The organism is Candidatus Marinimicrobia bacterium CG08_land_8_20_14_0_20_45_22, assembly GCA_002774355.1.
Taxonomy (GTDB): domain Bacteria; phylum Fidelibacterota; class UBA2242; order UBA2242; family UBA2242; genus 0-14-0-20-45-22.
Window position 1 is genome coordinate 39,280 of record PEYN01000191.1, and the last position, 24,633, is coordinate 63,912.

At 45.1% G+C, this 24,633-nt stretch carries 21 protein-coding genes; 11 read left to right on the plus strand and 10 right to left on the minus strand.

From position 1 onward, the window contains the following. Positions 1–29 precede the first annotated feature (29 nt). The 7 genes from nadB to COT43_11005 all read right to left on the minus strand — a co-directional run bounded on the left by nadB (position 30) and on the right by COT43_11005 (position 11,732). Positions 30–1,598, minus strand: coding sequence for an L-aspartate oxidase (gene nadB / locus COT43_10975; GenBank protein PIS27365.1), 1,569 nt, complete (start codon positions 1,596–1,598; stop codon positions 30–32). Then, entirely contained in the window at positions 1,595–2,683 is a 1,089-nt protein-coding gene (locus COT43_10980; protein ID PIS27366.1) for a quinolinate synthase, read from the minus strand. Before COT43_10980 ends, nadB begins: the two co-directional genes overlap by 4 nt. 73 nt (positions 2,684–2,756) lie before the next feature. After that, entirely contained in the window at positions 2,757–3,962 is a 1,206-nt protein-coding gene (locus tag COT43_10985) for a tRNA guanosine(34) transglycosylase Tgt (GenBank protein PIS27367.1), read from the minus strand. A gap of 190 nt (positions 3,963–4,152) precedes the next feature. Next, positions 4,153–5,502 carry a DNA repair protein RadA gene (locus tag COT43_10990; protein PIS27368.1) on the minus strand — a complete coding sequence of 450 codons (1,350 nt, stop codon included), beginning with the start codon at positions 5,500–5,502 and terminating at the stop codon, positions 4,153–4,155. Then, positions 5,499–6,428 carry a hypothetical protein gene (locus COT43_10995; protein ID PIS27369.1) on the minus strand — a complete coding sequence of 310 codons (930 nt, stop codon included), beginning with the start codon at positions 6,426–6,428 and terminating at the stop codon, positions 5,499–5,501. The genes COT43_10990 and COT43_10995 overlap by 4 nt, the downstream gene beginning before the upstream one ends. A 124-nt stretch (positions 6,429–6,552) precedes the next feature. After that, positions 6,553–9,657: a biopolymer transporter Tol gene (locus COT43_11000; GenBank protein ID PIS27370.1), complete on the minus strand. Its 3,105-nt coding sequence runs from the start codon at positions 9,655–9,657 to the stop codon at positions 6,553–6,555. A gap of 113 nt (positions 9,658–9,770) precedes the next feature. Continuing rightward, a complete protein-coding gene (locus COT43_11005; protein PIS27371.1) occupies positions 9,771–11,732 on the minus strand; it encodes a hypothetical protein in 1,962 nt (653 codons plus the stop codon). Between the two features lie 140 nt (positions 11,733–11,872). Here COT43_11005 and COT43_11010 point away from each other — a divergent pair, with 140 nt between their 5' ends. Beyond that, positions 11,873–12,724 (plus strand): thymidylate synthase (FAD), encoded by an 852-nt coding sequence (locus tag COT43_11010; protein ID PIS27372.1) that lies wholly within the window; start codon positions 11,873–11,875, stop codon positions 12,722–12,724. A 71-nt stretch (positions 12,725–12,795) separates the two neighbouring features. Here COT43_11010 and COT43_11015 read toward each other — a convergent pair whose 3' ends face one another. The 3 genes from COT43_11015 to COT43_11025 form a co-directional block, all read right to left on the minus strand. Then, complete coding sequence (locus COT43_11015; protein PIS27373.1) at positions 12,796–13,020, minus strand: hypothetical protein; 225 nt, start codon at positions 13,018–13,020, stop codon at positions 12,796–12,798. A gap of 147 nt (positions 13,021–13,167) precedes the next feature. Beyond that, on the minus strand, positions 13,168–13,401 hold the full coding sequence (locus tag COT43_11020; protein PIS27374.1) for a hypothetical protein: 234 nt from the start codon (positions 13,399–13,401) through the stop codon (positions 13,168–13,170). Between the two features lie 31 nt (positions 13,402–13,432). After that, entirely contained in the window at positions 13,433–13,864 is a 432-nt protein-coding gene (locus COT43_11025; protein ID PIS27375.1) for a hypothetical protein, read from the minus strand. Positions 13,865–14,020: 156 nt separating this feature from the next. Here COT43_11025 and COT43_11030 point away from each other — a divergent pair, with 156 nt between their 5' ends. The 10 genes from COT43_11030 to COT43_11075 form a co-directional block, all read left to right on the plus strand. Continuing rightward, a complete protein-coding gene (locus COT43_11030) occupies positions 14,021–14,356 on the plus strand; it encodes a hypothetical protein (GenBank protein PIS27376.1) in 336 nt (111 codons plus the stop codon). Between the two features lie 6 nt (positions 14,357–14,362). After that, the gene (locus COT43_11035) at positions 14,363–14,530 is read left to right on the plus strand and encodes a hypothetical protein (GenBank protein ID PIS27377.1); all 168 of its coding nucleotides are present in this window, start codon (positions 14,363–14,365) and stop codon (positions 14,528–14,530) included. 382 nt (positions 14,531–14,912) lie between these two features. Then, positions 14,913–16,295, plus strand: coding sequence for a hypothetical protein (locus COT43_11040; GenBank protein ID PIS27378.1), 1,383 nt, complete (start codon positions 14,913–14,915; stop codon positions 16,293–16,295). Then, a complete protein-coding gene (locus tag COT43_11045; protein PIS27379.1) occupies positions 16,296–17,663 on the plus strand; it encodes a Fis family transcriptional regulator in 1,368 nt (455 codons plus the stop codon). Position 17,664: 1 nt separating this feature from the next. After that, entirely contained in the window at positions 17,665–18,684 is a 1,020-nt protein-coding gene (locus COT43_11050; GenBank protein ID PIS27380.1) for a hypothetical protein, read from the plus strand. A gap of 93 nt (positions 18,685–18,777) precedes the next feature. Then, entirely contained in the window at positions 18,778–19,845 is a 1,068-nt protein-coding gene (locus COT43_11055) for a hypothetical protein (protein PIS27381.1), read from the plus strand. 151 nt (positions 19,846–19,996) lie between these two features. Beyond that, positions 19,997–20,446: a hypothetical protein gene (locus COT43_11060; GenBank protein PIS27382.1), complete on the plus strand. Its 450-nt coding sequence runs from the start codon at positions 19,997–19,999 to the stop codon at positions 20,444–20,446. A 37-nt stretch (positions 20,447–20,483) separates the two neighbouring features. Continuing rightward, complete coding sequence (locus COT43_11065) at positions 20,484–21,728, plus strand: hypothetical protein (protein PIS27383.1); 1,245 nt, start codon at positions 20,484–20,486, stop codon at positions 21,726–21,728. Then, positions 21,725–22,999, plus strand: coding sequence for a proteinase inhibitor I4 serpin (locus tag COT43_11070; protein ID PIS27384.1), 1,275 nt, complete (start codon positions 21,725–21,727; stop codon positions 22,997–22,999). Before COT43_11065 ends, COT43_11070 begins: the two co-directional genes overlap by 4 nt. Positions 23,000–23,114: 115 nt before the next feature. Continuing rightward, positions 23,115–24,633: hypothetical protein (locus COT43_11075; GenBank protein ID PIS27385.1), on the plus strand; the 1,519-nt coding region annotated here is incomplete at its 3' end.

The window sequence follows — 24,633 nt, forward strand, 5'->3', positions numbered from 1 at the left end:
CCTCCATTTTTATTGACTGTTAATATAACTCAATCGACCCGAAAATGGCAACCGCGACTTCCTTTGTGCAAAGTGGCGGCATGTAAAACCAACATCGCCGTAGTGGCGGCGTTTCGGAGTCCCAATAAATCATCATTTAACTGACTGTGTGCATAAAATTGATCGATGTCCTGTTTCAATCGATACAGAATTCCATAGGCGCGTTCTAATTTTTTCGCATTCCGAACAATACCGACATAATTCCACATCGTATGCTTCAGCGTCAAGCGGTCCTGTTGTAAAAGGTCGGGATCGAGCGGTTCGTATTCGACTTTCCATTTGGCGACCTGCGGCATGATAATTTTGTCTTGCCGAATCCGGTCAACACAATCACGTCCGGCAAGCGTCCCAAAAACCAGACATTCAAGAAGTGAACTGCTGGCAAGCCGGTTCGCGCCATGTAAACCGGTGCAAGCGACTTCTCCAACAGCTTTCAGACGATGAATCGTCGTATTTGCCTGCATGTCGGTTGCAACGCCACCGCATTCGTAATGAGCCGCAGGAACGACCGGAATTCCTTCTTTGGTAATATCAACTTTCACTTCGAGACATTTTTGATAAATAATCGGGAACCGGCGTTTGATCCAGTCGGCATCCCGATGTGTAATGTCGAGAAGAACATACGGCGTTCCGGTATTACTCATTTCTTGAATGATGCTTCGCGCAACGATATCTCGCGGTGCGAGCGAACCCGCTGGATCGTATCGCTTCATAAAATCCTCTCCGGAATTGTTCCGAAGAACTCCACCTTCGCCGCGCATGGCTTCTGTGATTAAAAACCGCTCACTGTTATTGGAAAAAAGTGTCGTTGGATGAAATTGTACATATTCCATGTTCATAATGCGCGCGCCAGCCCTGTAAGCCATCGCGTAGCCGTCGCCTCTCGCATGATGCGGATTAGACGAATGCAGGTAAAGCCGACCCAATCCACCAGTTGCCAAAATCGTCTGCTTCGCGAAAATCGAACGCACTTCATTTTCTTTATGAAAATAGATATAAGCACCCGCGCAGGTGCTCGGTTCATAAATATGAGATTGATTCAGCGAATGATGCGCTAACGTGATCAGATCGACCGCGCTCGCGGAAGTTAGGACTTCGACATTTTCCAATGAACGGATTTTTTGATAAAACAACTCCTGAATCGCCTTACCGGTGTGATCTTCCACGTAAGCAATTCGTGGGATTGAATGCGAAGCCTCCTTTGTCAGCGCTATTTTTCCGTCATCCGTTCGATTAAACGGAATCTGGAGATCGTCGATGAGAATTTGTTCGATGAATTCCGGACCGTATCGATAAATCTGCCTGACTGCCTGCTCGTTAACGATTCCGGCGCCAGCCCGTTGAAAATCTTCCAGCAAGTTCTCGAACGACTCATTTTCACCGCGATAAATAATTCCACCCTGGGCATAATAAGATGATGACTCGGTAAATTCGTCTTGGCAAGTTATCAAAACGACCTTCAGCCCTGCCTTCTGCGCCGCGAAAGTCGCCGCACAACCGGCTAATCCGGCGCCAATCACCAACACGTCTGTTTCACGAAAAGGTGTATCTGGATTCATGCCAACTCCAACATGCGATTCACAGCCGCCAACGCGTCTTCCCTGTATTCGTCATCAACAAAAACTTGATTGATCAGATTGCCCTTCGCCAAATTCTCCAACATGTAGAGTAAATGAACGGCGGTTGTCTGAGACATCGTGACGCAGAATGGCTCGTAATATTGTAAAAAGACGATCCTTTTGGGGGGAAAACGATTCTTCAACCGGTTCACTAAATTCTTTTCCGTACCGACGCCCCAATGCGTTCTGTCTGGGCTCTCGGAAATCTTTCGAATGATATAATCCGTGCTTCCGACGAAATCGGAACTTTGCACAACCTCGAAATTGCATTCCGGATGCGAAATGATTTGAATGGCGGGGTCCTCTTTGCGAAGCAAATCGATCTGCTCTTTACTGAATTCCTGATGCACACAACAGAAACCGTTCCAGAGAATCAATCGCGATGCTTCAATGTCAGTTTTTGAGTGTCCCCCGAACGGCTTTTCCTGATTCCATACTAAAATCTGCTCCAGCGGAACGCCCATCCGATAAGCGGTATTCAGTCCGAGAAACTGATCCGGGAAGAAGAAAATCCGCTCGCCGCGCGACCATGCCCATTCCAGCGCTTTTTGGGCGTTCGACGAGGTGCAGACAATGCCGTCGTTCCTTCCACAGAAGGCTTTCAGTTCGACGCTAGAGTTGATGTATGTGATTGGAATCGTTTTTTTCTGACTGAAAAAGTGGATTTTGCGCCAGGCTTTTTCGACTTGATCGATATTCGCCATATCGGCGAGCGAACATCCGGCTGTCACGTCCGGCATGAAGACTTTTTGTTCCGGCGTCGTGATGATGTCGGCGGTTTCAGCCATAAAATGCACGCCACAAAAAACGATAAACTTCGCCGAAGTCTGCGCAGCTTTTTTCGACAATCCGAAAGAATCGCCGACCGCGTCCGCATAGCGAAGCACTTCATCGCGTTGGTAGTGATGACCCAGAATGAACAGCGAGTCACCGAGCGCCGATTTTACGGTTTGAATCCGCTCATCGACCTCTTTGTCTGTCAACGTGAAATATTCTTCAGGCGAGAAAGAAACATTTATATCCATTAAACCGATTGCCTTTTTAATTCCGGTTAGTTTCTAACGAGTTCCAAATACTGTCAAATTTCATCGCCATAACTTACTCACTTCTATTGGCATTTTCTTCAAGATGTTTCTTCCGGCGTTCTTCCCTGTGAACGACATTTGCTTCCCAATGGTCGGACTCTTCGGGATAATTGCGGAAAAACTCCGCCTGAAATTCACCGAAAACGCCGTTTCTGATCGATTCGCGAGCCTTCGACGCCAGTTCCAAAAAGAAATGAATATTGTGAAGCGTATTAAGCCGCAAGCCGGTCATCTCGTCGCTCATGTACAGATGGCGAAGATAGGCTCTGGAAAAATTGCGGCAAGTGTAGCAGTCGCATCGTTCGTCCGGCGGATTGAAATCCATCCGATACTGCGATTGTTTGAGAACGATTCGCCCATTCCATGTATAAAGCGTTCCGTTCCGCGCATTTCTGGATGGTAGAACGCAATCGAACATATCAATTCCCATTGCGATTCCACGGACGATGTCTTCCGGTTTGCCAACCCCCATCAAATAATGCGGTGCGTTTTCCGGCAGGTTTGGTGAAACCTGTGCCAGCATTTCATACATTTTTTCCTTCGGTTCACCGACGGCGAGTCCACCGACTGCGTACCCATCGAAGCCGATTTGGCTCAGCGTTTCGATGCTTTCTTTCCGAAGATCAGAATAAACGCTCCCCTGAACAATACCGAAAAGATATTGGCGATGACCGTAAAGCGGTTTCAATTTATCAAAATGGATTTTTGAGCGAAGTTCCCATTGATGCGTTCGCCCTAGCGATTTTTTAGCATGATCATAATCGCACGGATATGGCGTGCATTCGTCAAACGCCATGACAATGTCAGAGCCAAGTGCGTTCTGAATTTCCATCGAAATTTCCGGCGATAAGGTGTATTCCGTTCCATCGATATGCGAACGAAACTTTACTTCTTCGTCCGTTATTTTTCCAAGATGTGACAGGCTAAAAACCTGAAATCCGCCGCTGTCGGTCAAAACTGGCTTATTCCAACCATTGAACCGATGCAATCCGCCGGCGCCCTGAATAACTTCAAGTCCCGGTCGCAAAAACAGATGATATGTATTTCCAAGAATAATCTGCACATGGCAGTCATTTAACTCCGCTGGAGTCAGGGTCTTGACGACGCCGTGAGTTCCGACTGGCATAAAAATCGGTGTTTCTACCGGACCATGATCAGTTTCGAATCTGCCGGCGCGAGCCAGAGAATTAGCGTCTTTTGCTAAAATTTTAAAGTTCATATAGAACCTAATCGAGAAATCTTAACCGCGGAGCACGCAGAGAGCGCAGGGAACAGGAATAATTCTTTAATAGCCACTTTAACCACGAACTTATTCCTATTTTCCAACGACTTTTCCACAAATCCAACAATCCTAATCAACCGAATCAAACCTAATCCTACTGAATCTTCCTATCAAACCTATTCAACCCTTACAGCGCTATTCCCAACAGATGATTGATCGAATCAACTCCGATAATTTTGGAATCGCTATCGTTTTTTAGCAGGCGGAGATTATGTTTGGGAACGTAAATCTTCTGATAACCGAACTTGACTGCTTCTTTTACGCGTTGCTCAATAAACGGCACGCTCCGGACTTCTCCAACCAATCCGACTTCTCCGATGAACACCGACATAGGATCCAGCGGAATGTCGCGAAAACTTGAAGCCATCGCCGCAACCAAACCGAGGTTGATTGCCGTTTCGTCAATTTTCAAGCCGCCGACCAGATTGACAAACACGTCTTGCGTGCGGAGCGGGAAACCGGCACGCTTTTCCAAGACGGCGATCAGCATCGCCAGCCGACGATAATCGATTCCATTCGCCGTTCTCTGCGGCGTTCCATAGGTGGTTTGCGTCACCAGCGCCTGCACTTCGATCAAAAAAGGACGCGTACCTTCCATGCTGACGGCGATTGCGGAACCGGCGACATGCTCTCGTCTTTCGGATAAAAAGAAATCTGACGGATTCCCGACAGGAATCAGTCCGGTTTCTTTCATTTCGAAAATCCCAACTTCGTTTGTCGGTCCGAAACGATTTTTCATCGACCGCAAAAGTCGATAAAAGTTTTGTTTGTCGCCTTCAAGATACAGAACCGTATCGACCAAATGCTCCAGCACTTTCGGTCCTGCGATCATACCGTCTTTGGTAATGTGTCCGATGAAAACCGCAATGATACCGAGTTCTTTGGCTTTTCGCAACAGTCGCCCGGCACATTCGCGCACTTGTGTCACGCTTCCCGGAACGTTCTCATAAGCATCGGAGTAAACCGTTTGAACCGAATCGATAACAATAGCAGATGGACGGTGATTTTCCATCTGGTACAAAATATTTTCAAGATTGTTTTCCGAAGCGACCCAAATACGCGGATCCCGGATCGCCAGACGCTCTGCGCGGAGACGGATTTGCTCTTCAGATTCTTCACCGGTAAAATACAGAAATTTTTCGCCTTTCAGTTTTTCAAGTACCTGAAGAATAATGGTCGATTTCCCAATGCCGGGTTCACCGCTGATTAAAATAACCGAGCCGTTGACAAATCCGCCTCCCAGCACGCGATCGAATTCCTCGATTCCCGTTCTAGAACGCTCGATCTTCGTTGTTGTTGCGGCTGTCAGCGGCTGAGGCTCGCGCCTTGCTTCCGTAGTTACTTTTTCAGACCGTTTGACGACCTTTTCTTCGACCATTGTATTCCACGCGCCACACTCAGGACATTTTCCAGACCACTTGGGTTGAACGGATCCGCATGCTGTACAGACAAAAGCAATTTTTGTCTTAGCGTTCATAGTTTCTGCTCCCTCGTTAAACGGATTTGAAGGGAATCTAAGTATTTCCGAAAATCAAAGAAAAAGAGTCCAGAGAAAATGACGATCGTTCCGGCAATCTCGCGAAACGTGATGACCTCGCCGAGTAATAGCCAACCCAGTACCGCCGCAAAAACCGGCGTCACAAAATTGATGAATGAAAGTTTGAGGACTGATGTCTTTCTCAGCAAGGAGTAATAGATGAAAAACGCCATCGCCGAACCAAATATGCCGAGATAAGCGGCGGCGCCGAGATTTTTCAAATTCCAATTCATTTCTTGCCATTGCCCTGTCGCCAGCGTACCGACCGAATGACAAATTGCCGCAATTCCAAGTGACATCGCGGTTAGTATCAGCGGATCGACGGACTTTTGATTTTTTTTTAGGTAAACCGCTGGATAAGACCCAAATAAAACAGCAATCAGAATGATAAAACCGCCCGCTAACACCTGCCAGTTGAAAACCAATTTTTGATCAGAAAGGATAAGAATTACGCCGAAAATCGAAGCGCAAACAGAGGTGATGCGCAACCAATTCAACCGCTCTTCCAGAATCATAAAATGCGCAAAAATGCCAACCGTCAGCGGCATCGTAGCCCAGAGAATGGCCGACAATCCGCTGGTCACGAATTGCGTGCCCCAATAAGTGCAGTAATAACTTAGCGTCTGGCTAAAAATTCCGGCGATTAGATAGATGATGACCGATGACTTGTCGAGGGGAATTTTCCGTTTTGTTACGAAAATGATTGAAAAAAGGATCACCGATGCGATGATAAACCGGATAGAAAGACCAACCATCGGCGGCGTTTCCTCCGACCCCACTTTGATCATTCCCCACGTTGTGCTCCAGATTAGGCACAAGATCAGAAACTGAAGATATTTTGTTTTTTTATCGCTCATCGTTTTCATCTTTTACTATCATTAAAACCACGGTTTCTCGGACAGAAACTAATACCGATGTCGCATGGAAACCAAGTATTTTATTGCCGCTGAACGGTTTGGAAGTCGATGGAATATATTTTAGCCTGGTCGGTTAGAAATCCAATCCCAGCGATAAATAGTATTTAGGTTTTGAGAATTGGTCGAAATCGTATCGCCATGCAACATCGATCTTCAGGAGAAAATAACCGAAAAACAGGCGCATTCCGCAACCAACGCCGGAAACCAAATCGTCCATGTAGAGACCATTTGCCAAGTCTCGGCCAAACGGATGAAAATCTGTGCCGTCCCACGCCGATCCGAAATCGAGGAAAGTAATTCCCTGAATGCCACCCATCCTCATCGGAAGTGGCCAACCAAGCGCCATGTATTTGATGAACGGATATCGGAATTCGAGGTTCGCCAGAAAATACCGCGTGCCTTCCCGTTCGTAATAGCGCGCCCCTCTTAGCGGCGTAACGAACTGCGAAAAATAAAGGTCTTCAACATTTTCATAATCGTGATAACGTCTGTATTTCTGATTAATCCAGTTCGATTCTCCGCCCAGGAAGAAACGTTGTGCATTCTTCCCTTCACTTAAACCGCCGGACAATCTCAGCCCGAACGAGTATTCGTTGTCTAATTTGTAATATCGACGCAGATCAAAAGTCAACGACTGAAATTCCATACTATTCTTGTTGTACTTTGGACTCATCATGAAATCTAACCGGCCGCGCCAACCGTCCATCGGATAGAAGTATCCCCAGAGTGTGTTATCGAAAACGAAACCAACACGCGGTAAAAGAGTGTTGATCGTGATGCTGGTATCGGTCGTCCCGGTCAAAACGTTTATTAGGCTTTGTTCGACATTATACGAAGTCAACCCAAATTCGCTCCTGCTAAGACGGGAGAAAGGCCTCGAAACCGAAAAGTCGGCACCATAGTTTCTGAGCCGCAACATATAGTAATAACTTAGCGACCAAAAGTTTGCAGAATGAAAACCGACGACGGAATAATTCGTGCGTTTGCCAAGATACTGGTAAGCCAGGTAATAATCACTGTTTTCAAGATCGATGTACATTTCGGTTCCGAATAACAGTTGGTGATTTCCAAGAATATCGCTGAACGCAAAAATTGTCGTTCCCTGCAAGCCCCAAAACGTATTGTATCCCGCTTGGCTGTCGATCATATCCAGCGTGAATTTTGTTTTATATGGATTGACGACAAATTTGCCGTCGGGTGTTTTATTCTGAAGCGTATCGGTTTTCACCGGCGTCGTATCCGGTTCATCCGGAATCATACCGACCGCGTCGATGCTGGGTGCAAAAATGTAATTGGAATAATTCTGCGCCACGCTAACGGTACGAGTTAAGGTAGGTTTGACAACTTCGGATGAATCGTTTTTCAGAACAGCTTTCGCCGGTTCGTTCCAGCTTTTCATAATTTCTTTGGCGTAAACCGTCGGCTTGATTTCTTTTTTCTCATTCATCATCGATAATGGATTTGAAACCATATAAATATCCCAGCCGCCGTCTGCAAATCCTGCGAAGGCAAGACGAGAATCATCTTTACTCAAACTTGGTTGAAAAATGCCCGTTAAAACGCTAGTGATTGCTACCGATTCCTTCGTATCGAGCGAATAAACGTAAATGTTGGAAATTCCTTCCATGTCTGATGTGTAAATAATGGCGTTTTTTGTATTTGCCCAAACCGGATAATTTTCATCCCATGGCGAATCGGTCAGACGCGTAATGGAACTGTCCGTCATATCATAAACATACAGATCAGTCTGGCGGAATTCGATCCCTGAAGCAAGATTTTCTTTTGAAACCTTGCCGTCATTGCCGTATCCATTTCTTTGTGAGGCAAAAACTATCTTCTTGCTATCAGGCGACCACGACGGTTCAAAATCCGATTCGCGATCGTTGGTCAGGCGCCGTGTTGTTTTGGTCTTCAGATTATAAAGATAAAGATCACTCCTGTCCGATTTTAAGCCTACAAGAGCAATGCTTTCTCCATCGGGCGACCATGCGGCATCGAAGATTTCATCCAAATTCGTAAAAGTTATTCGCTCTCGTTTTTTGGTTTTCACGTCAACAATGATCAGTGCATCGTCCTTTCCGCTTTTAACAGCAAGGACGATCTTCTTGCTGTCCGGAGACCAACTTAATCTCGGATTCAGCCATTTCAATTCTTCCAGATCGGGAGATTTTTGACCGCTGACTAATTTTGTGATGGGTTTTCCATCCAAACTAGAAATGAGAAAAATATCGGCGTACCCTTTTCTATCGGACATAATGGCAACTTTGTCGCCGCTTGGCGAGATTGCCGGACCGGTATTAAAGTAATTCTTAATTTTTCTGTGATCAGTCAATTGTTTCGACATCGTTTTGATTTCATCGCGATCGGCGACATCCGGCCAGTATTCAGCTCTTACCCAGCGATGCCATTTCTCGCCCAACTCTTTCATATCCATTCCGATGGCGGCTTTCATCCCTTTTTCGGCGTTTCCATGTCCTTTCATCTGTGCCCAAATTTCGCCGATTTTCTCATTACCGTAACGCGATGCGATATAGCGATAAACCGATTGCCCACCCTTGTAAGTCATATAGTAATCTAGTTCATCGAGATTCGGAATCTCATTTCCGAGAGCGGCATCGCGGAGCGTCAAATCCGCATGGGTATCCCAGCCGAGCGAGGTGTATTCCGCCAACCCTTCATGCATCCAAAGCGGAATCTGCAAACGAACTCTTCCCGAAATCATACTCTGGACGTTTCCGCCGTAAATCATATCGTTGACGACAACGTGTAATAATTCATGACGTAACGTGTGCCAGAAGTCGGCGTAAGACCCATCGAAAGGAACGACAGCGCGGTTTTTAAAAAGTTCGGTCACGCCGCCGATTCCCTCGTACATGTAATCCAGAATGACATTTGTCTGTTGAAAATCGGAATGGGAATTGTACAGAATCAGTGAAATTCGCTTTCTGACGCGCCAGTTCAGAATGCTGGAAATATCCTTAAGCGCTTGCTCAACGACTGGTTCTGCAAAAAGAGCCAAATCTTCTCCGCCTTCGTAAAAGTAGATGTCGAAGTTATCAGACTGAATGTACGACCAGTGATAGTTGTCATATTGCACCTTGTTTTTCCCAAATTGGGAATAAGCGATCCCGGTTAGAAAAAAAGAAACGAATAGACTGATGATAATGATTTTCTTCATGTTTTTTGAAACCAAGAGATGCTTGATTTGTTCCTTACGCAAGTTACCTTCAAAGTTACACGTCCAAGTTTACACATTTTTCTTAGACAGAACGAACATTAAAAAGCTACGACTCATTTGAGATACACGACCTTCTGTTGTTTGAAAATACCCGAGCCTTCCAGCCGGATGAAATACAAACCTGATGAAATTCTGTTTGGTGTCCAGGTCTCGCGTAAATTTCCTGCTTTTAATCGACCAGTTTGAATTTCGTCAATCTTTTTCCCTGCCAAATCCACGACCGTCAATGCGCCCTGAAAATCAATCGGCAAATAGACCTGAAAAGTTACAGTCTGATTAAACGGATTGGGAAATGGTTCGGAAATGGAAATTTCGTTGGGAAACTCACCGACATCCGGATCAATCGTGACATCACTGACACTTTTTAAAATCCATGAATCGGGATCGATCTCGACGGAAAGCGGTTTGGCGGCGCAGATCATCGTAAAATCCTGTGACGGAAGGCTGTCCCAAATCGTTAAAGATTCGTCGCCATTTTCCGTTTTCACGACGATGTCAATCGGCATCAAAAAAACAGTCGATGTCGTCTGAATCTGATCGATATGCAAATCAAGCAACCAACTGCGGTTATCGTTTCGGTTTCTCTGCCATTTGAATTTATAATGTGGCTGGCCTTCTCCGTAAACCCATTTGTCGAAAAACCAATCTAAATCCATCCCAGAAACCGACTCACAAACATGATGAAAATCCCGCGTCTGCGCTACGCTCATGCCGTACGTTTCCCGGTACGCCCGCAGAATTTGGTTAAAACCGCTTTCCCCGACGATTTTCCGAAGCATGTGGAGAACCCACGCGCCTTTATCGTAAACTACGCGGTCGAAAATGAATGCCACATCCGTCGTATCCGTTACGAGAAGACGATTAGAACGCCACTCGCTCGGTCGATTAAGGTAATCCATATAGACTTTTAGGCTTCCGGGACCGTTTTGGTGCTCGAACCAGTAAGCTTCACAGTATCGAGCAAATCCCTCGTTTAGCCAGATATGACGCCAGTTGGCGCAAGTGACCATATCGCCCCACCACTGATGAGCGAGCTCATGCGCGATCAGCAGTTCTCCGTAACTACCCAGACTCGTACATGTCTGATGTTCCATCCCACCACTCCAGAGAAATTGAACCGTTCCATATTTTTCTTTGATAAACGGATATTCGCCAAATACTGTCGAGAAAAAATGAATCATATCTTTTGTCATACTCAACGTGGTCATAGCCGATTCGACCTGATCGGGAAAAATCCAGAACTGAATCGGCATATTTTCGCCTTTGAGTCCGGTGTAACTATCCTCGCGGTAGGCGTATTTTGAAACGGCTAAAAAGATTAAATAATTGGCGATTGGGTATCGTTCCTGCCAGTGAAAAGTCGCAGTTCCGTTCCCATTTTGGATCGTCTCGGCCAACAATCCGTTCGAAACCGCAACAAGAGTATCGGGAATGGTAATGTAGAAATCGACCGAATCGATTTTATCTTCGGGTAAATCTTTACAGGGAAACCACGTGCTGGAATAATATGGTTGATCGAGCGAGGCAACGACCGGCACTCCATCATGTTCACCGAACATCAATCCTTTTCTTCCCAGGTTTTTCGGAAAACCGTGATACCAGATTTTGACTTCCGCGATTTCACCAATTCCGAAATCTCTATTCAACGACAAAGAAAGCCGATTGGAAACGTGAGTAAATCCACTTGCGACGCCGCCAATGCTATCGACGATCATCGCTTCGTCCAGATCCAGATCGATAGCCGCCAGATTGGCTTCGAGCGACCGGACGCGGATTACGGTCAGCCCGGAAATTGATTGAGCGGGAATATTCAGATTCAAATCCAAGCCGAGATAACCGACATCGAACGAACTTTGCGATGCTGATGAACTTTTTAAAGAAGAAAATCGGATTGCACCGATTCCTTCCGATTTGCGAAAAATTTCCGCATCGATAGGATCCGTCGAAAGTGGTGCTTGTGCCCGCAATTCTACCAATAAAACACACAGAAGCAATAAGTTGAATTTGATTTTCATCCTGATGTAATTTTGAAAAAAGGCGTCGGATTGTCAAACGAAAAATCGATGAACGGTCAATCTTTTCAAAATCACCAAACAACCTACTTCCCTGAGTTTGGAAAAAAGCGTACATTTCGCCGTAAAAATGGAGACGAAAAATGGCACATATCACTACACCCGAAGCCGAGAATATTTTAGATAAAGAATTCCCCGTTCTGGATCACGGGTTTGTTCGATTGGTCGATTATCTGGGCGGCGACCAACGAATTGCGCAGAGCGCTCGAGTTTCGTATGGTTCAGGAACCAAAACGGTTCGCGAAGATAAAGCCTTGATCGATTATTTACTGAGTCATCAACATACTTCACCCTTTGAACAAGTCATCATGACCTTTCACTGCAAAATGCCGATTTTCGTGGCTCGGCAATGGATTCGCCACCGTTCTGCCCGTGTCAATGAAATCTCCGGCAGATACAGTGTAATGAAAAATGAGTTTTATATGCCAAAAGAAGACTCGATTCGCTTTCAGAGCAAAGACAATCGACAGGGGCGAAGTGCGGAAGCGGTTCCCGCAGAGTTGCGCAAGAAAACGCTCGGCATTCTGCTGAAAAATCAGGAAGAACTCTATGCTGATTATCAGGAATTACTGGACATGAATATTGCCAGAGAATTGGCGCGCATCAACCTTCCTCTCTCGCTTTACACGGAATGGTATTGGCAAATTGACCTGCACAACCTCTTTCATTTTCTCCAACTCCGGATGGATGATCACGCACAATATGAAATTCGGGAATATGCCAATATGATCGCCCAAATTACGAAAATTGTCGTTCCGATCGCCTATGAAGCATTTGAAAAACATGTCCTTAATGTCGTCCAATTCTCCGGAAAGGAATTAGAAGCTTTGTCCGACCAAATTCAGGGAAAGCCACATTCGCTAACTGGAATTAATAAAATCGACTATGAGAGAAAAATCAAACGAATCTCGGAAATCGTCCGGCGAACCCAATAAACAAAAAGCGCCATCTCAGAGAAACGGCGCCAACTTTTATACAATTTTTAAAGGCAAGTATTGAACGCAGATTAAAACTGCGGTGGATTTGGCTCGTTCGGTAATACAGGCGGGGGCGGAGGTGGTTTGTGATGATGATGGCCATGACCCGTCCAGGAATTCCATGGATCGCTGGTTGTCTGAAGTAGTTTAAATGTCTGAATCGTTGGCGTTGTAAAAATCACCGCTGCCGCCATTTTTTTGAGGAAGTCTCGCCTGCTGACATTTTCAACGCTATTTCGATTTTTCTCTTCCATTTTTTGCTCCCAATTTTCCTGCATAAAATATAAACCATTTCATTTGCCGAATCAACATTTTGTTTCCGCCGATCAAAGTATTACGCAAAAAGAGAAAATTCCGTACGGATCGGAATTTCCCCTATACAAAATGAGAATAAGGCCGTCTTAGATAACTTTATAGACCAGAAGTCCGACCATGAGAATGATGGTGATGAGAATGAGCGCAACGCCGATGTTTCCCTTCTTGATCTCTTCCCACTCATCTATGTCGGAAGACAGCCAGTCAAATATCTTAACGGCTAATCCGACTCCGAAAGAAAAACCAAGCGATGCGACAATTGCCCAACCAATGCCTCTCAAATACATCATCAATGTGTAAGACCAAGAAAAAGGATCCATGAATTCCTCCTATAGGTTTTGTTCTTTGTGTTTAGCTAAATTTTATCTTCCTGACAAAATCCGCTGAAGACATCTTGCCATCGACATAAGCAAGAATGTCTTCCTTTACTGCAGTTGCCATGATATTTTCAACGCTCTTGTATTCGACGTTCACGATAATATTTACTGTCTGAATATCTTCTCTCAAATACAACATCGCTTTCCCAGCGGCGTAAAAGCCAATCAGCATGATGCGGTCGAAATTGTTCCGGGCGCTGTTGATTGTTAAACTAAAATCCTTAGTGCCATTAGCCGTTTCGATCAAACTCATTCGGTTGTAATCGACCTCTATCTGGTACGCTTTACAGATTTGCTGGACTGAGGAATAATATCTTGAATTTCCGAGCGCAACGCTTGAGACGAGGGTAAAAAGTACCGTGATTGCCAGTAAAGCCGAAATTCTCTTTTTTTCTCTCAAAATCATTCCTCCGACTAAGTCTTCAAATCCTTGAGCAAATTTTAGAGAATTCTACTTTCTTTGTCAAATGAAATCTATAAATAATTGAAATATTTCTTTCTCCTCATATTACTTAATTGCCAAGTTTGTATTTCTTATCCAACAAATTCCCTAAATTTTCTAATGATGGAATCTGATCTGGCTTTCGATGATTACTTTAATCACCTTGGACTGAAAGAAGGTTATCATCTACTCATCCATAGCAGTTTTCGTCAGATACGTTCTGCTTTTCATTCTTTAAATATCGAAACACTGATCGCAAACTTAAAATCCAAAATTACTCCAAACGGATCGATCATCATGCCCGCCTTTACTTATTGTTTCAAAAGGCGAAGTGGCGGTTACGATATTTTCGACCGTGAGCATACACCCGCCAAAACCGGCGCCGTTTCGGAATTTTTCCTCGACTCCGCTGAAGTCATTCGGACTAGCTCACCCACGCACTCATTCTCACTGTAGAGAAAAATAACTGGCGAAATCGGCGAAGATAATTCACCCTACCGCCCACTTGGAAACGGAAGCATTCTCGAATGGTTGTCAAACCGATCCAATGCTTTTGTCCTTTTGCTGGGCGTTGATTTTTCTGCGATGTCCTTTTTCCACTACTTGGAAAACCGCGCTCCCGTTCCGTAGAGCGATTTTTCTCCATGGAAACATTTAGGCGTCGAACCGATCGGCGTTTCAATTCACGGTGAGCAGGTATTGCATGAAATACCCAGTTGCGCCAAATCCTTCGTCAATTATGAATCTTATCTTCGAGAAACCAGTCAAATTACTTACGTGAAGTCGGGAGATTCGACGTCTTCACTGATTCCTGTTTCTTTACTGATGGAGACCGGATTACCGTTTTTCCGGGACAATTACCGCTATCTACTTTGTGACGAAAACACTTGCCCTACGTGTGACTCACGTCGTGTTGCCTTTTTATCCAACCGCTAAATAATCTCAGCAATCTAACCAGCCTGACGCATACACGCATCTTGCCTCAATCACTCCAGTGAAGTAATTTGCAATCATGAAAAAATTATCACATAAAATTGCCTTGTTTATCGGGTTACTAATTGCGTTGATTGTGATTCTTCTCTCGGTTCCGACTTACTGGCAGACTCACCAAACGATGGAAGAAGAACTTTCCCGAAACCTGAAAATAAATATCGTTCTTTTGCGGGAGCGATTGGACGTCGCACTTATCGGTTTTCTTAACCGTTATCCGGAATCGAACGTCGCCCGAGATTCCATCCGACAAATGTTAGAAACAAACCTATCAAAGGTTTCAGCCAGTTCCATTTATCTGATTCGGACAGACACTTCTTTGCTTATCTCAACGGGAAAAGAAGAAGTCGGCGTCAAATCCCTGATGTTGCATTCCAATGAAATCTCCCGCACTTTCCGGGGTGAAATCGTATGCTCGCCGCTTTTCTCCGATGACAATGGAAACTATTATAAATCGACCTTCAGCCAGCTTCACCTACCGGATGGTTCCATTGTCATTGTAGCAATTGACGCCAACGCGACATTTCTTCAGGACGTCGCCAAATTGAAAAGCCAGATGATTTGGAGTGGATTGACAATTCTCCTACTGGGAATTTTCATCTCGATTCTAGCTTCTCGTAATTTGACAAAACCGCTCGGACTTTTAACAAAATATGCCGAGGAAATCGGAAAAGGACGCAACCATCCGTTAAATTTAAAAAGCCGAAGTGATGAGATCGGTTTTCTAGGCAAAACGATGCAAAAAATGCAGACGGAAATCGATCTTCGAGAAAAAGAGAATAAACAACTTTTAGCGTCAGTCGCCCACGAGATTCGCAATCCGCTCGGCGGTATGAAAATCAATGCCGAATTGTTAATAGAAGAATCTCAAAACGCGCCTGAGTTGGCAGAATTTGCAAACGCAATTTTCCGGGAAGTGAATCGTCTTTCAGAAATCGTTGACGCTTTTCTTGCTTATGCGCGACCCGTTGAAAGCAATCTGGTCAAAAGCGATATTCGGAATTTGCTAACAGAAAGCATCAGTGAAATACGCCAGTTTTTTCCAAACCATACATTCGTCGTGGATGGCGAAGGTAGTCTTTGCGTTCATCCGGGAAAAATTCAACGCGCCTTCACCAATTGTCTGCGAAATGCCGCTGACGCATCCAGCGAATCCAATCCAATCCAAATCAAAATCCATCAAATTGGCGATGAATTGACTATCTCATTTTTCAATCAGGGCAATCCAATCCCAGAAAAAATCCAGCCTCAGATTTTTGACGCTTTCTTCAGCACCAAATCAAGCGGCATCGGCCTAGGGCTATCGATTGCCAAATCCATCGTCGAAGAACATGGCGGTTTCATCCGACTCGCGCTTTCGGATGAAAGCGGCACGGAATTTGTCATCACCTTACCGGAGCAATAAATGAACGAACCGAAGAAAAATTTCAGAATCCTAATTGTCGAAGACAACCAATCTCTACGCGACGGCATGACCGCATTTCTGAAAAAAGACGGATTCGACACAGTTTCTGCGGAAGACGGTAAGAAAGGACTCAATCTATTTTCATCATCACAATTTCATCTGGTTATCACTGACATTAGGATGCCGGAACTTGATGGCATCGAACTGTTCAAGGCGATCAAGAGCCTGCGACCTGCGACCGAAGTTATCTTAATCACGGCTTATGCTTCCGTCGATATCGCCGTCGAGACGATGAAATACGGCGCAGAAGATTTTATCACCAAGCCATTCTCCATCGCCGAGCTCCGGAAAAAAGTCGAAATGATTTACAACCGGTTTTCGACTCGACAACAGATCGAATCTTCATCGGTCGAAACGCCTTTGCTCATCGGCCAATCGCCGGCTATTGAAAAAATCCGTGCGGTGATCGAAAAAGTCGCCAAAGTCAACAGTCCGATTCTCATCACTGGCGAGAGCGGCACGGGAAAGGAACTCGTCGCGTGGACGATTCACCAACAGAGTTTCTGTCATCATGGACCATTCGTCGCTGTGAACTGCGGAGCGTTGAATGAAAACCTTCTTGAAAGCGAACTATTCGGTCATGAAAAAGGTTCTTTTACCGGCGCCGTCAAAACACATGTGGGCAAATTCGAGATCAGCAACGGCGGAACGCTTTTCCTCGATGAAATTGGCGAAATGTCTCCAGCTCTTCAGGTCAAAGTTCTTCGCGTGCTTCAAACAAAACAGTTCCATCGCGTCGGCGGCGAAAACCCGATTTCCAGCGATTTCCGGCTCATTGCCGCAACGAACAAAGACTTACAAGCGGCGATTCGGGACGAATCCTTCCGGAGCGATCTCTTCTATCGTATCAACGTTATTCCTATCTTTATTCCGCCACTAAGAGAACGAAAGGAAGACATCCCACTATTGATAGACTTTATCATTCGGAATAAGTCTGAAAAACTCGGTAGAAAAACACCGGCTATCGATACCAGCGTCATTCGGAAACTCACACATTATTCCTGGCATGGAAACATTCGTGAATTGGAAAATTTTCTCGAACGTGCGCTCATTTTTATCGAAGAAAATCGGTTCAGCGATGATCTGTTCGCCTTCACCGATCTCGGCGAATCGGAGAATGGACACGCGTCCCAACCTGACGGAAATCTGGTTCAATCCGTCGAAAAGATCGAGCGGGAAATGATCGTCAACGCATTGCGCGCTTCCAAAGGCGTCAAACAACACGCCGCCGATGCGCTGAACATTAAAACCGGCGCTCTTTATTACAAGATCGACAAATACGGAATCGAAGAGAGCGAGTATTTATAAAATGAGAAAATGGTTCGGCATCCTTCAGCGAAAAATGAAATTTCATGGTTGGATTACCTGCATGATGCTTTGGTTATTCAGTTCCGCATCCGCAGGCCAATCTCTTTCGGATTATCACAACGCAATTTCCGCCGACATCTCTGAAATCGCCTTGTTTGTTCAGAAAGAAAAAAAACTTTTGACAGAACAGACCGAAATCGAAAAATCTATTTCATCCCTGAGACAAGAAAGAAATCCCGACTGGATGAACCGACGGAAAATCACAAAACTCACGGAGAAAAAAGCAAAAATCAGCGACCAGTTGATGATCGCTTACAAGCAATCAGCGGGGAAAAAGGCAAGCGCGAACCGGATTTTCAACGCATATTATCCGCTGATTTCGTCGAAAATCGACTCCGTTATTGATCTTTTGGAAAATATAACCGAACCGCCACGCCGTACAAATGCGATTTTGACTCTTTTAGAACTCAGAGACCGCCGAGACTGGCTCCTACAAAATCAACGTTATTTTGCACCTGCGGGGATTATAATCCTGCCCCGCAAGGATGATATTCTCGAATTCATTAAAAATCCATCTCAGCAGGCGATGCTGAGAACCGAACTTATCAGGATTCTGCGCGAAAAAGTTGATCAGATCGACCTGATCATTGCCGCCGCCAAAGAAGAAGAACTCCTTAGAAAACGGATGGCGCAATTCGCATCGGAAATGACCGCTTTTTCCGGCGAGATCAATCCTGCTAATTCCCGCAGTTACCAGACGACACTTACCGAACGCGATTTAAAAATCACAGACGAAGACGCAACTTACGGAAACGTCGTTCCAACCAATTTAGGCCTCGAAGAAACCTGGACGACGCGCACAGTTCAGACTGAATTTCCGATGACGTTGAACAGCGAAGATTATCTGCATATTGTCCAGCCAATACCGTCTAAAAACATGCGCTCGTACATCAGTCAGATGGATTCCATCAAGACCTATTACCTAAAGCAAATCGCCGAACTCGAACAGAGGAAACGGTAACATCAAATTTCACGACCCGCCGCTTCTCCAAACTATAGAAAATAGTCACTTTTCCCTTTTTCCATTTTAGTTTTCCATGTATTTTCTCCACTGATGAAGAACAGAAAAACCGCCGGACTCGGGATATTCCTGAAAATCCTTTGCGCTACGTTTTGGGTCAGTTCACTTTTACAAGCGGCGACCGAGCAAACATTCTCATCGTACGTCAAAGCAGAAGTTTTAATGGAGAACAACATCTTCGAGTCGGATTCCAATCGCATCGACGACAATGCCGGTCAGTTCTGGTGCGGCATTCTCGCTAATCAATCCACCGACCGATCTAACCGACGAATCAGTCTCATCGGCAATTATTCCGCTTATTTCAAAAATCCCGAAGAAAACAAACTTATCACGACCGGCAATTGGCTATATTATCTTGCACTTTCTCCCAAAATTTTCTTCAAATCGCAGGCGAATCTCCTGACCAAGTGGTGGCAAAACGCGCCAAACGCTTACTCAGATGTTGATTTTTCCGCGAATGTCGGAACCAGATTCGGAAAATCCGTTACTCAAATTGGCATTTATTACCGGAATGACTGGTTTCGCTATGCTCAACGGTTCAATTCAACACAAATCGGCATAGTTAGTGAGTTACAATTCCAACCGGCAAAGACTTGGACGCTTTCTAGTAAATCTTCTATCCTGAAAATCGATTACCCTAATCGGCAGGTTTATCACGAACCCGATACAAGTTCGAGAATACACAAACTCCAGCAAGACGTCGTTCTGTTCGGTCAAATCGGATTTGAACACCGAAAAATTTGGATCGCGGGCGGAAGTCTCCGATTCTCTTATCTCAATTCCAACAGCCAATATTCCTCATTTGCCAACGCCTCGATACGAGTTTATGCGACGCGAAAAATCAGGCGTCTGCTTTTACAGGCAATCGCCGAATTTCAACTCAAACGTTACTTGGATGATCCCTCCGAAAAAGCCATTTATTATAATCCCGATCCTGAACAAAACGTCCAGAACCAAATTTTCCTTGGGTGGGAAAACGAACTATCCGGCGGGCTGTCATTGGCCGGCAAGTTCGCCTTTTTCCGGAACGAGACGCAGTACAGCGGCATCTATTACAACAAATGGTTCGCGTCCGTCGGCTTGCAATATCGGTTCGAATAATCCCCGAATCCTCAGAAATCTGAGACTCACCGTCAGGATTCTGAGTTTTTCCGGCAAATCAAACAACCTCACTCGACTGAAATCGCTTGGAACGATATTTGTCTTTATTCCTCCGGACGATTGAAAAGTTGCAATATTCTGAGTTGATGAAATGAAAATTTTGATGGGAAAAACTTCCAAAACGGCAAAAACATTGATCGTTTTTCTGGTCGCGATTTTACTGGCGGCATGCATTCTAGAACCGGAAGAAGAATCCTATCTGGATATCGATGAAATCGTCGAACTCAAATTGGGCGAACGCAAGATCGGTCAACCGTCAGGATTGGAGGTCGGCTTCGAGAAGCTCATTTCCGATAGCCGGTGTCCGATCGGCATCCTGTGTTTCTGGCAGGGAATGGCGGAAATTCAGATTTCATTAAAAATACCGGATAAGACACGCTACTATTTTACTCTTGATTCTTACAACCACACAACCGTCGATACACTCGGGCTTCACATGGAATTTTTACAGTTGGACCCTTACCCGATATTTTCCGAGGAATACGACACGTTGAAACTTGTCGTGACGCTAAAAATATCACGACCAATTCTAGAACTATGAAAATATTCGTTAAAAACGGACAGAAAAAGGAAACACTATGAAAACGAAAACAATTCTCACTCTCTCGATTCTCTCACTCGTTTATCTGTGGAGTTGCGATGATTCGACGAATCCGATCGATGATAACTGGAAACTCAAACGCGATCTGACGGTTGCGGAGGTTAAAATTACTGAAGTCGATAATAAGTTCGGACTGAAACTCTTCAGGGAAATATCCAAGAATCAATCAGATTCCAACATCTTCATTTCGCCACTAAGCGTAACGATGGCGCTCGGCATGACCTTTAATGGCGCGGCGGGTGAAACGCAAACTGCTATGCGGAATACGCTCGAATACGGCGACCTTTCAATCGACGAAATCAACCAATCTTACTATGGATTGATCGATCTGCTGACTTCCGCAGATTCTAAAGTCAACTTCCAGATTGCCAACTCCATCTGGTATCGGAACACATTTTCAGTGCTGGCAGATTTCATCAATGTGAATAAAAAATATTTCGATGCCGAGGTATCAGCATTGGATTTCGATCGAAGCGACGCGGCGGACATTATCAATTCCTGGGTCAATGAAAAAACCAACGGCAAGATCAAGGAAATCGTGCCAAAACCCATTTCATCCGAGATGGTGATGTACCTGATCAATGCCATTTATTTCAAAGGCAGTTGGACTTACGAATTTTCTAAAGACCGCACAACCGACGAACCGTTCTTCTTATCTTCTGGTAATTCGAAGACTTGTAAGATGATGAGTCACAAGAGCGAGCATCCATATTTCCAGAATGAACAGGTTCAGGCAATCGATCTGGCTTACGGTAATGCCGGATTCAGCATGACCATTTTCTTGCCCGCTATCGGATCAAACGTCAACACGTTAATTGAATCGCTGAACAACGACTCATGGAACGATTGGCTCTCACAGTTCGATACCGCCGAAGTTTCACTCTTCATGCCAAAATTCAAGTTGTCTTATAATCTAAAAATGAATGATGTTCTTTCAACGCTTGGAATGGAAACCGCCTTCGTTCCGGGGCTGGCGGATTTTACCAAAATCAATGCTAACGGTGAGCTTTATATCAGCGAAGTCATGCATAAAACGTTCGTCGATGTCAACGAAGAAGGCACTGAAGCCGCCGCAGTGACAGCAGTCGGGGTCGGATGTACGAGCGTCGGTCCCGAGTCGCCGGTCATGCGAATCGACCGGCCGTTTGTCTTCGCGATCCGCGAAAGACAGTCCGGAACGATACTATTCATCGGAAAAATCATGGAACCCATCATCGAATGAGGATTAAAGAAAGAGGATTAAAGATGAAAAATATCATCCAAAATATTTCTGCTCTTCTCATAATGGCGGCGATTTTTATGAATTGCTCGGATGTCACTGCGCCAAATTCCGACGAAATTCCGCAATTGCCAAGACATCTCAGCAAGTCCGAACAGACATTGATCGAATCGAGCAACTCGTTTGGATTTGATCTTTTTAAAAAATTGTCGGACGATGTTAAAGACAGCAACCTGTTCATCTCGCCAGTTTCGGTTTCGATGGCACTGGGAATGACATCTAATGGCGCGGCAGGTTCTACGTTGGAGGCAATGCATTCAACGCTCGGTTTTGAAAATCTTACAGAAGATGAAATCAACAAATCTTATCAAAGTTTGATCAAATTGCTGAGAAACCTCGATCCGAAGGTCAAATTCCGGATCGCGAACTCCATCTGGTACCGAAACGGATTCGCCGTTTTGCCGGCGTTTATTGACGTTAACCAAACGTTTTTCGATGCGGCGGTGCGAAGCCTTGACTTTAGTCAGGACGCCGCCGTCGATGCGATGAACGACTGGATCGAAGAACAGACCAATGGTCTCATCAAACAAATTCTCGATAAGCCGATCGATCCAAATACGGTTATGTTTCTGCTTAATGCTATTTATTTTAAGGGAACGTGGACATATCAATTCAATGAAGAACACACAGGCAATGCACCATTTTATCTGCATAGCGGCGAATCGACAACCTGTAAAATGATGTCGATCAGTGGCGATTTCGATTACACTGAGACTGACGAACTTCAGATAATCGACCTGCCGTACAACGACGGATATTTTGCCATGACGGTACTCCTGCCGGAATCCAGTATCGATACCGACTCGTTGATAAGCATCCTGACCGATGAAAAATGGAACGACTGGATTTCTAATTATTCCAAAACGACCGTCGATCTTTATTTGCCGAAATTCAAACTCGAGTGGTTCCGGAAACTCAACGATTCATTGACAAGCCTCGGCATGGGAATCGCATTCAGCGATGAACAAGCGGATTTTACTCGCATAAATGCCGACGATGGTTTGTACATCAGCGAAGTCAGACATAAAACATTCGTTGAAGTCGATGAAGAAGGCACCGAAGCGGCGGCGGCAACTTCAGTCGAGATAACATTTGAAAGTATCAAAGAACAGAATATGCTTGTCAATCGTCCGTTCATTTTTGCCATCCGCGAGCGCGCCTCTGGAACGATACTATTCATCGGAAAAATATATCAACCCGAATGGAGCGAATAGATAAAACCGGATTTCAACCGAGAAAAATTGAAAATCACAACACATAAGAGGTAAAATGAAAGACAAGCCAGTTCTAAGACACATTATATCCAACCTGCTTATTCTATCCGGAATCGTGACGGCGACAGTTCCCGATCCGGTCACCCGCCAGCCTTCGGTTCCCTATCTGCTGGAGCCGATTGGTTTCCGCACCATGCAGATGGCGATCTTTGCGACGGAAGTCAGCGGCATGGTTCCGGATAAGTTCAGTGACCTGAGATGGAATCCGGCTTATATCTTAAGGGAAAAGCAAAAGACTTTTTACATCGATTTCAATCTCGAAAGCACGGTGGAATCTTCTTTGAGCCCGTTGTCCTCTTCCCTGCTCACTGACAGCTATTATCTCGCACCGTCCTGGTACAGCCAGACCAGTGTTCAGAATATGAATATCGCGCCGCTCTATAATCTGGCGCTGATCCTGCCACTGAATAAACGAATAATCCTGGGAATCGTCAACCGTTCGGTTTTCGACTATGGACCTTACCGTAACTCGACCTGGTGGTCGAGCGGCGGCTGGTTCGATGAAGCGGTCAGGTCTAATGCCTACGCCGCTCTCGAACCGCAACGCCTGGAAACCGATGAAAATCAGCAGATCGTCCTGGCCAATCAGGCAGAGATTACATTGGGCTACCGGTTGTCGACCAAAACCGATCTCGGTTTTCACCTCGGACATTACATTTTTCACCGGGACGGTAATCTGTATGATTCTCAATGGGCAACCTATCCGCATTCTTCGTACGGAATTCTCAACGATGAAGACATGCGGATCAACGGTCAGCACATCGACCTGGGCACCGGAATTCTCCATCATTTGAACGATAAGACTACTTTCGGAATTTCCGCGGGTGTGTTTCTTGGTTCCGGCAAAGAGGAGGAGGTCTCGCAGGACACCTCGGATTCGTTTTCTGAAACAGCTACTAACACTGCCTATTACAATATATCCAAATACAAAATGGACAGCGATTATTCCTATAAAACTTCCGGTGTGAAACCTTACCTGACTTTAACTTTCGAGAAAAACCTTAATAAAAACCTTGTCCTGCGGTCGTTTTTTTCTTATTCCCCAAAAAGTCAGGATGTTACCACAAATTATGCGTCCGACGATACCAGTTTTAGCGACCGGACTTATGATCACTGGATTGCGACCAACACTTATGCCTTTCGGCGTTGCACAGATCACAGCGCCGCCGAATTCAACCTGAACGGTTCCGGAGAAAAAACGATTAATCAGTGGAAATTCCTGACCTCCCTGATTTATAAAATGGAAAACGATTGGGCGCTATTTGGCGGAATGCAAATTAGCCGGCAATGGTCTCAGGTCGATTTTGACGAGAGTTCTGACTACTATTCCAATTCCCTTACCGAATACACGCTTTACAATGCCAGCACGTATCGCAATCTCGACACTTATACAAAAAACTATTCATATTCAGCCGAATCTGATGTTTGGAGTCTCATCGTACCAATCGGCGTAAAAGCTCATATTGCTAAAGGTTTCTTTGCCTTACTCGGCACCGAAATCAGCCTCAGCCTGTTAGAGGAAAATAGTCACGGCGACTTGCTCTATCCGGACATAGTATCGCAATACTGGGTAA

Coding starts and splice junctions, on each gene's coding strand:
- COT43_11025 (PIS27375.1), bottom strand. CDS start 13,864: ATGATTTTGAGAGAAAAAAAGAGAATTTCGGCTTTACTGGCAATCACG.
- COT43_11050 (PIS27380.1), top strand. CDS start 17,665: ATGAGAAAATGGTTCGGCATCCTTCAGCGAAAAATGAAATTTCATGGT.
- COT43_11045 (PIS27379.1), top strand. CDS start 16,296: ATGAACGAACCGAAGAAAAATTTCAGAATCCTAATTGTCGAAGACAAC.
- COT43_11005 (PIS27371.1), bottom strand. CDS start 11,732: ATGAAAATCAAATTCAACTTATTGCTTCTGTGTGTTTTATTGGTAGAA.
- COT43_11070 (PIS27384.1), top strand. CDS start 21,725: ATGAGGATTAAAGAAAGAGGATTAAAGATGAAAAATATCATCCAAAAT.
- COT43_11020 (PIS27374.1), bottom strand. CDS start 13,401: ATGGATCCTTTTTCTTGGTCTTACACATTGATGATGTATTTGAGAGGC.
- COT43_10980 (PIS27366.1), bottom strand. CDS start 2,683: ATGGATATAAATGTTTCTTTCTCGCCTGAAGAATATTTCACGTTGACA.
- COT43_10990 (PIS27368.1), bottom strand. CDS start 5,502: ATGAACGCTAAGACAAAAATTGCTTTTGTCTGTACAGCATGCGGATCC.
- COT43_11040 (PIS27378.1), top strand. CDS start 14,913: ATGAAAAAATTATCACATAAAATTGCCTTGTTTATCGGGTTACTAATT.
- COT43_11065 (PIS27383.1), top strand. CDS start 20,484: ATGAAAACGAAAACAATTCTCACTCTCTCGATTCTCTCACTCGTTTAT.
- COT43_11015 (PIS27373.1), bottom strand. CDS start 13,020: ATGGAAGAGAAAAATCGAAATAGCGTTGAAAATGTCAGCAGGCGAGAC.
- COT43_11010 (PIS27372.1), top strand. CDS start 11,873: ATGGCACATATCACTACACCCGAAGCCGAGAATATTTTAGATAAAGAA.
- COT43_11060 (PIS27382.1), top strand. CDS start 19,997: ATGAAAATTTTGATGGGAAAAACTTCCAAAACGGCAAAAACATTGATC.
- nadB (PIS27365.1), bottom strand. CDS start 1,598: ATGAATCCAGATACACCTTTTCGTGAAACAGACGTGTTGGTGATTGGC.
- COT43_11000 (PIS27370.1), bottom strand. CDS start 9,657: ATGAAGAAAATCATTATCATCAGTCTATTCGTTTCTTTTTTTCTAACC.
- COT43_11030 (PIS27376.1), top strand. CDS start 14,021: ATGATGGAATCTGATCTGGCTTTCGATGATTACTTTAATCACCTTGGA.
- COT43_10995 (PIS27369.1), bottom strand. CDS start 6,428: ATGAAAACGATGAGCGATAAAAAAACAAAATATCTTCAGTTTCTGATC.
- COT43_11055 (PIS27381.1), top strand. CDS start 18,778: ATGAAGAACAGAAAAACCGCCGGACTCGGGATATTCCTGAAAATCCTT.
- COT43_10985 (PIS27367.1), bottom strand. CDS start 3,962: ATGAACTTTAAAATTTTAGCAAAAGACGCTAATTCTCTGGCTCGCGCC.